Genomic DNA, 3,279 nt, shown 5'->3' on the forward strand with positions numbered 1-3,279 from the left:
ATGCAAGCTCATATTTTTTACGTGTTTATGAAGCATAATGATAGCAATAATGTTTGGTATAACCATTAATGAGTTTGTTAAGTCTGCTGTGTTCCATACCAAGTCTACTTCTTGTAAAGAACCTGCAATGATACATAATATTACTAAAATTCTGTAAGGCCACAAACCTTTATGACCAAATAAGAATCTGATGTTAGTTTCACCAAAGTAATACCATCCAACTATTGTAGTGAATGCGAAGAATCCTAATGCTACTGCAAGTAGAACTGTACCACCTGTACCAAATGCTCTTGTGAAAGCTTCTTGAGTAACTAAAGCTCCGTTCAAGCCTTTATCTGTCCAAGCACCTGTTACTAAAATCATTAATGCTGTTACTGTACAAATAACTATTGTATCGATAAATACACCAACCATAGCTGTATAACCTTGTAATACAGGGTGAGCTACGTGAGCTGTAGCGTGAGCGTGTGGTGTAGAACCCATACCAGCTTCGTTAGAGAATAATCCTCTACCAACACCCTTTGATGCTGCTGCTTTAATTGTGATACCCATTGCACCACCAAGAGCTGCTTCTGGATTGAATGCTGCTTGGAATATAAGTTTAAATGCTGGTCCAATTTGATCATGGAATTTAACCATCATTACTATTGCTGCAATTATATAAATCAATGCCATGATAGGAACAACTAATTGTGCAAAGTTTGCAATTCTCTTAATACCACCAATGAATACTCCACCGGCTAATACTGCAACTACTATACCAACAACTATTGGATTAAGGTGTCCACCTGCTCCTTCAACTGCTGCTACAACACTTGTTGCGATTGAGTTTGATTGAACTATGTTTCCTACAAATCCTAATGCAATTACTATTAAAATTGCAAATGCTACTGACATTACTTTTGCTAATCCAGGATGAGTTGGTCCAATACCATTTTTAATGTAATAAGCAGGACCTCCGACGTAGTTTCCTTCGTCGTCTTTTTCTCTAAATTTTTGTGCCAAAACTGCTTCGGCATATATTGTTGCCATACCTAATATAGCTGCAAGCCACATCCAGAATATTGCACCTGGACCACCTGCCATGATTGCTGTTGCAACCCCTGCAACGTTTCCAGTACCTACTTGAGCTGCAATTGCTACTGCTAAAGCTTGGAAAGAAGATACTCCTTCATCTTCAGATTTCTTTTCTTTTGAGAAAACTCCTCCAAAAGTTTGTTTAAATGCTGCGCCTAATTTTCTAAATTGCACGCCTTTTGAATAGATTGTGTAGAATATACCGCAACCTAAAAGTGCAATCAATAAAATGTTGTTACTTAGAAAACTGTTGATGGCCACTATGGTATCGTTTAATGCTTTTTGATCCATAAAATTTCCTCCTTAAATTTTTTGAGATACTTGAAAACCTTTATTGTGATTATACTATGATACAACAAATCTTCTCTCAAATTTGCCTTTGTCAAGCATTTAACCTCTTATACCCTGGATTAAAAAATAAATTAATGCTTATGCTTGACTAAGTAATTCTAACCAAATCACTTATGAAAATCTTTTCATATCTCTTACTATTATTATACTATGTTTTTAGTAAAATGCAATAACTTTACTAAAATTTTTATTATTTTACAGATATTTATTGTTTTATTGTAAACTAAATGCTATATTACGCTAATACCTTAATTGTTACATTTTTGTTATAATTGTTTTTTTAATTCTAACTAAACGCTTAATAGTGATTTTTTTGACCTTTTGTGATATTATTATTTATAGAGTTCTTACTCTAAAAGAATTTAAGGAGTGAATTTACATGTATGATTTAATTATTATTGGTGCCGGTCCTGCTGGTTTATCAGCTGGTTTATACGCTGCACGTGCTAAAATGAACACATTGATAGTTGAAAAAGAAAAAACTGGTGGTCAAATCACTACTACTGATTCTATTGAAAACTATCCTGGTGGAATTGTTGGAGAATCTGGCCCAAGCTTAATCAAAAAAATGGCTGACCAAATCGACAACTTCGGTCTTGAAATTAGAAGAGCAGATGTTGTTGACGTAGATTTTTCTGACAAAGTTAAAAAACTTACATTAAAAAACGGAGATGTATTAGAAGCTAAATCTGTTATTATAGCTACTGGTGCTGCTCCAAGAAAATTAGGATGCCCTGGTGAAAAAGAATTCACTGGTAAAGGTGTATCTTACTGTGCAACTTGTGATGCAGATTTCTTTACTGACTTGGAAGTATTCGTTGTTGGTAGTGGTAACTCTGCAGTTGAAGAAGCTACTTACTTAACAAAATTTGCTAGAAAAGTTACTCTTTTAGTTAGAGGCGATCACTTGAAATGTGATAAAACTGCTGAAGACGAAGCAAGAGAATGTGATAACTTATCTATGAGATTTAACACTTCTATTAAAGAAATCAAAGGTGAAGGAATCTTGGAATCAATTGTTATGGTTGACAAAGAATCAGGTAACGAAGAAGAATACCACTGTGACGAAGATGACGGTACTATGGGTGTATTCGTATTCGTAGGTACTATTCCTTACTCTGATGTATTCAAAGGTAAAATCGAATTAGATGATTACGGATATGTTTTAGCTGACGAAGAAATGCACACTAACGTTGAAGGCGTTTATGTAGCTGGTGATGTTAGACAAAAAACTCTACGTCAAGTAGTTACAGCTGCTGCAGATGGCGCTATCGCTGCTACTCAAGCTGAAAAATACGTAGATAAATTCTAAATTTCATTTATTGAGATTTTCTATAAAAGAATTGCAGATTTCCGCTGTGAAATTTGCAATTTTTTTTATTATGATATTATAATGATGTCAACGAACGATAGGCGTTCGATTGTGGTAATTTCATTCTTCTTATTAGAATGAAAAATATATTTTAAAATAAAGAAAGGATGTATTATGGGTTTTTTAGAAAATAAAAAAGTTATAATCATTGGAGACCGTGATGGAATTCCAGGTCTTGCAATTGAAACATGTGTAAACACAGTAGAAAATACAGAAGTAATTTTCTCAAGTACTGAATGCTTTGTCTGAACTAGCGCAGGAGCTATGGACTTAGAAAACCAAAAGAGAGTTAAAGACTTCGCTGAACAATACGGAGCTGAAAACGTAGTGGTTCTTCTAGGTGCCGCAGAAGCTGAAGCTGCAGGTCTTGCAGCTGAAACAGTAACAGCAGGTGACCCAACATTCGCAGGCCCATTAGCAGGCGTTGAACTTGGATTGTTAGTTTACCATGTTGTTGAAGAAGAATGTAAAGAACAATT

3 protein-coding genes are annotated in these 3,279 nt (G+C 34.8%); 2 read left to right on the forward strand and 1 reads right to left on the reverse strand.

The annotated features are described in order from the left end of the window. A partial coding sequence (locus tag KHW44_RS07710; RefSeq protein ID WP_304068009.1) for a sodium:alanine symporter family protein occupies positions 1-1,368 on the reverse strand: 1,368 nt, incomplete at its 3' end. A gap of 439 nt (positions 1,369-1,807) precedes the next feature. On the opposite strand from KHW44_RS07710, the gene trxB reads away from it, so the two are divergent. Then, positions 1,808-2,740 (forward strand): thioredoxin-disulfide reductase, encoded by a 933-nt coding sequence (gene trxB / locus KHW44_RS07715; protein WP_304068013.1) that lies wholly within the window; start codon positions 1,808-1,810, stop codon positions 2,738-2,740. Positions 2,741-2,914: 174 nt separating this feature from the next. Continuing rightward, positions 2,915-3,279 (forward strand): glycine/sarcosine/betaine reductase complex selenoprotein A (gene grdA / locus KHW44_RS07720; RefSeq protein ID WP_304068016.1); only part of this gene is annotated, 365 nt, incomplete at its 3' end.

It is taken from the genome of Finegoldia magna, assembly GCF_018371055.1.
Lineage (GTDB): Bacteria > Bacillota > Clostridia > Tissierellales > Peptoniphilaceae > Finegoldia > Finegoldia magna_I.

Coding starts and splice junctions, on each gene's coding strand:
- trxB (WP_304068013.1), top strand. CDS start 1,808: ATGTATGATTTAATTATTATTGGTGCCGGTCCTGCTGGTTTATCAGCT.